A 5,300-nucleotide genomic window follows, 5' to 3' on the forward strand; every position below is an offset into this window, starting at 1 on the left:
GGCAGCGGCCTTGCCATCGTCCTCATCCGTAAGGTGCAGGGGGAGTTTCTTCGGGCACCCTTGCCTTCGCCTACGTGTTCCCTTCTCCCAAGGGCCACGGTTGGACTTGCACCAACTAGCCGACTAGCATGCCGGTCACACGTGGACTGCGCTGCGCTTGTCCACCCCGCCCCTCCGATCATCGGCTCAGCGCCGTGGCCGGGTTCATGCGCAAGCAAGTTCTGTCGCCGGGATGATCGCCCGCTCCGCTCGCCTCAACCCGTCAACATCCCTTTGATGGTGAAAAACAGCATCGCCGCCATGAGCGCGGACGCGGGCACCGTGATCACCCAAGCGGCTACGATCTTGAGCACCTGCGAGCGTTTCACCAGCTCGTGGCGATAGACCTTGCGCAGGCTTTGGCGCTCGAGCTTGGAGAAGTGGGCCGGATCCATGCTGCGTTTGGATTTACGCTTGAGCTCGCGCAGCATGCGTCCCTTCTCGTCGATCGACGCCTTGGCGAATTTTGCGAGGAAGGCATCGATGGCGGCCTGATCGCCCTCCGGGTGATGCGCCTTGATGGTTTCGAGCATCCTCGCGTACTGGCTCTTGAGATACTCGCGCAGAAAACCGACGCCGAAGACAGCACCCACGGCGACATGCGTCGTGCTGACCGGAAGCCCGAGCTGGCTGGCGAGGATGACCGTGAGTGTGGCGGCCATCGCGATGCAGTAGGCGCGCATCTGATCGAGCTCGGTGATCTCCGAGCCCACCGTGCGGATCACCTTCGGCCCGAACAGGCCCAGTCCGATCGCGATCCCCAGCGCACCCACGATCATGACCCACATCGGGATGGGTGCAGCCGCCGTGATCTCGCCGGTCCCCGAGCTCACGACCTCGACAATCGCAGCCAACGGCCCGACGGCATTGGCGACATCGTTCGAGCCGTGCGCAAAGCTCAGCAAGGCCGCGGCAAAGATCAGCGGGACGGTGAAGAGCTGATTGACTCCTTCTTTGGAGTTGCCGATCCGCCGTGCCTGCCGTTCGATGATCGGGCGGGCGCCCCAGAAGACCAGAATCGCCAGTGCGACCCCGACGCCCGAGGCCTGCAGGATGGTCACGGTCCAGACCCGGTTGAGCCCTTTGAGCATTAGGTAGGTGCCGAAGGCGAACGCCATGGCGGCCACCAGATAGGGCACAGCCTGACGCGACGAGGCGACCAAATCGGTCCGGTAGGTGATGCTGCGCTTGATCAGATACAGAAAGCCGGCGCCGATCGCGCCGCCCATGAGTGGCGAGATCACCCAGCTCGCGACGATCTTGGCCACGCTGTCCCAATCGGCGATCCCGAGCCCGCTCGACGCGACTCCGGCACCCAGCACCGCGCCGACGATCGAATGCGTCGTCGACACCGGAGCACCCATTCGCGCGGTATTGTTCCAGAAATAGAACCGTAACCCAATCGTCATGAATGCGCCGCAGGCGCGCGCGGATCCTGAGATCGGCACCATACGTGTGCAAAGAATGCCGACCTGATCCGGATCATGCCGATGCCGATTCGCTTGAAAGCGCTCGCAAACGAGCGTCAATCCAACCGCGTTTCGGGCTATAGTTGAGGCCGTTACTCGGCTCCCGCCTCGCTTCGGGCTGCGCCAGCCGCCGAGTCGGAGTAAGGCGCAGCTCGGCCGCGTTGCCGGCCTCCTCTACCCACCAATCCGGGAAAGCTCGATGTCGCAAAAGCTCATGGTAACCCTCGACGGCAACGAGGCCGTGGCCTACGTTGCCCACCTGACCAACGAGGTCATCGCCATCTATCCCATTACCCCGTCCTCCAATATGGGCGAATGGGCGGACGAGTGGTCGTCGCTCGGCATTCCTAATCTTTGGGGCACGATCCCCGATGTCGTGGAGATGCAGAGCGAGGCCGGCGCGGCCGGAGCGATCCACGGTGCATTGCAGGGCGGGTCCCTGGCGACGACCTTTACGGCCTCGCAGGGTCTGCTGTTGATGATCCCGAACATGTACAAGATCGCCGGCGAGCTCAGCCCGACGGTCTTTCACGTCTCGGCGCGCTCGCTTGCGGCGCAGGGGCTGTCGATCTTCGGCGACCATTCGGACGTCATGGCGTGCCGCGCCACCGGTTACGCCATGTTCTGCTCGGCCTCCGTCCAGGAAGCCATGGACTTCGCGCTCATCGCCCAAGCCGCGACCCTGGAAAGCCGCGTCCCCTTCCTGCACTTCTTCGATGGGTTCAGAACCTCGCACGAGGTCACCAAGATCGAGCAGGTCTCGCACGAGACCATCCGCGCCCTGATCGACGAGGAGCTGGTCACGGCCTGCCGTGCGCGCGCACTCAACCCGGACCACCCCGTGATCCGCGGCACCTCGCAGAACCCGGACGTCTATTTCCAGGGACGCGAAACGGTCAACCCTTACTACGCCGAGGTTCCCGGCATCGTGCAGCGCACCATGGACCGCTTCGCCGCACTCACGGGCCGTCAATACGGGCTCTTCGAGTATGTGGGCGCGCCCGATGCGGAGCGCGTCATCCTGCTGATGGGCTCCGGGATCGGGGCCGCGCAGGAGGCGGTCGAGCATCTCGTAGACGACGGCGAGAAGGTCGGTCTGATCAAGATCCGGCTCTACCGCCCCTTCGATGCAGGCGCCCTCCTCTCCTCTATCCCGGTTACCGCAACCCGACTCGCCGTGCTCGATCGCTGCAAGGAGCCGGGTGCCGACGGGGAGCCGCTTTACAAAGACGTCGTCACCGCACTCGCCCAAGCCTTCGCCGACGACCGTATCGCCGCCATGCCGCGCGTGGTCGGCGGCCGTTACGGGCTCTCGTCCAAAGAGTTCACCCCGGCGATGGTCAAGGGCGTCTTCGACGAGCTGGCGGCACCCAAGCCCAAGAATCCCTTCACGGTCGGCATCATCGACGACGTCGGCCACACCAGCCTGGCCTGGGATCCGGACTTCAAGCCGGCGGCGATGGCGGGCGTCACCGCCTGCGTCTTCTTCGGCCTGGGCTCGGACGGCACCGTCTCGGCCAACAAGAACTCGATCAAGATCATCAGCGAAGAGACGCCCAACTTCGGTCAGGGCTACTTCGAGTACGACTCCAAAAAGGCCGGCGCGGTCACCATCAGCCACCTGCGCTTCGGCCCGAAGCCGATCAACAGCACCTATCTGATCGGCGAGAGCGAGGCAAGCTTCGTCGCCTGTCATCAGCCGACCTTCCTCACCCGCTACGACATGCTCGACCATGCCCGCCCCGGAGCCGTGTTCCTACTGAACTCGAACACCCCGCCCGATCGGATCTGGGACGAGCTGCCGCGCAAGATGCAGCAGGCGATCATCGACAAGGGCCTCTCCTTCTACGTGATCGACGCGTACGGGATCGCGGCTGCCACCGGCATGGGCCGGCGCATCAACACCATCATGCAGACCTGCTTCTTCGCCATCTCCGGCATCCTGCCGAAGGACGAGGCGATCGAGCACATCAAGCATGCCGTCAAGAAGACCTACGGCAAAAAGGGTCAGAGTCTTTTGGACCGTAACTACAAGGCGATCGATGCCGCGCTCGCCGGGCTTCATCAGGTCAGTGTCCCGACTCAGGTGACCAGTGTCTTCGAGCGCCCGCCCGTGGTCCCGATCTCGGCACCCGAGTTCGTGCGCAACGTGACCGCCACGCTCATCGCCGGCAAAGGGAACAGTCTGCCGGTCAGTCTGATGCCGGCGGACGGCACCTGGCCAACCGGCACGACCCGTTACGAGAAGCGCAACATCGCCCTCGAGCTGCCGAAATGGGAGGACGATCTCTGCACCCATTGCGGCAAGTGTCCGCTGGTCTGTCCCCATGCCGCCATCCGCGCCAAGGTCTACCCGGTCGCGCTCACGGACGCGGCACCGGCGAGCTTTCAGCACGTCCAGATCAAGGGGAAGGACTTCCCGGCGGATCATCACATTACCTACCAGGTCGCCCCGGACGACTGCACGGGCTGCGGTCTCTGTGTGGATGTCTGCCCGATCCGCGACCGCAAGGACCCCAACCGCAAGGCCCTCAACATGGTCCCGGCCGAGCAGACGCACGCTGCAGAGCAAGCGAACTGGGATTTCTTCCTGACCCTTCCGGAATACGATCGGACCAAGCTCGACGGCACCAAGATCAAACACGCCATGATGCTCGAGCCGCTCTTCGAGTTCTCAGGCGCCTGCGTGGGCTGCGGCGAGACGCCCTACATCAAGCTCGCGACCCAGTTGTTCGGCGACCGCATGCTGATCGGCAACGCCACCGGCTGCTCCTCGATCTACGGCGGCAACCTGCCGACGACGCCCTACACCACCAACCCCGAGGGTCGCGGACCGGCCTGGAACAATTCCCTGTTCGAAGACAACGCCGAGTTCGGCCTCGGCCTGCGGCTCGCCGTCGATAAACAGGCCGCTCATGCCCGCGAGATCATCACGCGGCTCGCACCCAAGATCGGCGAGGATCTCGCCGAGGGTCTGCTTACGGCCGACCAGTCCGACGAGGCCGGAATCTTCGAGCAACGCGAGCGTGTGGTCGCCCTGAAGGAGAAGCTCAAGGGCATCCCGGACCTGGAGGCACGCACCCTGGAAGGCATCTGCGACCAGGTCGTCAAACGCAGCGTCTGGATCATCGGCGGCGACGGCTGGGCCTACGATATCGGCTACGGCGGTGTCGATCATGTGCTCGCGAGCGGGCGCAATGTGAACCTCTTGATCCTGGATACCGAGGTCTACTCCAACACCGGCGGCCAGACCTCCAAGTCGACCCCGATGGGCGCGGTCGCCAAGTTCTCCGCAGCCGGTAAGTCGACCTTCAAGAAGGATCTCGCCATGATGGCGATGGCCTACGAGAACGTCTATGTTGCCCAAGTCGCCTTCGGCGCCAAGGACGTGCAGACGGTCCGCGCCTTCATCGAGGCCGAGTCCTTCGACGGTCCCTCGGTCATCATCGCCTACTCGCCCTGCATCGCCCATGGCGTGGACCTGTCCAAGAACCTGCGTCAGCAGGACATGGCGGTCAACTCGGGACACTGGGGCCTGTTCAGGTTCGACCCGCGCCGGCTCGCTGCGGGGGAGAATCCGCTGCACATCGACAGCAAGCCGCCGAGCATCCCGTATCGCGACTTTGTCTCCTCGGAGACCCGTTTCAGCGTCCTCACCCGCACCCATCCGGAGGCCGCCGAGCGCTATTTGCAGCTCGCCCAAAAGCACGTCCAGACCCGCTTTACGCTCTACGAGCAGTTGGCGCATCTAGCCGTGCAGAAGGCGCCCGCCGCGGCTCCGAAGGACACGGC

2 protein-coding genes are annotated in these 5,300 nt (G+C 64.2%); one reads left to right on the forward strand and one right to left on the reverse strand.

From position 1 onward, the window contains the following. Window positions 1-254: 254 nt before the first annotated feature. Complete coding sequence (locus tag VLR48_RS16680) at window positions 255-1,448, reverse strand: inorganic phosphate transporter (RefSeq protein WP_325292869.1); 1,194 nt, start codon at window positions 1,446-1,448, stop codon at window positions 255-257. Between the two features lie 259 nt (window positions 1,449-1,707). Between VLR48_RS16680 and nifJ the strand changes: the two genes are divergently transcribed. After that, window positions 1,708-5,300 (forward strand): pyruvate:ferredoxin (flavodoxin) oxidoreductase (gene nifJ, locus VLR48_RS16685; RefSeq protein WP_325292870.1); only part of this gene is annotated, 3,593 nt, incomplete at its 3' end.

The sequence above is a fragment of the Thiocapsa sp. genome, assembly GCF_035467215.1.
In the GTDB taxonomy this organism is placed as follows: domain Bacteria; phylum Pseudomonadota; class Gammaproteobacteria; order Chromatiales; family Chromatiaceae; genus Thiocapsa.

Excerpts from the sequence above, each read along its gene's own strand:
- VLR48_RS16680 (WP_325292869.1), bottom strand. The coding sequence starts at position 1,448 with ATGACGATTGGGTTACGGTTCTATTTCTGGAACAATACCGCGCGAATG.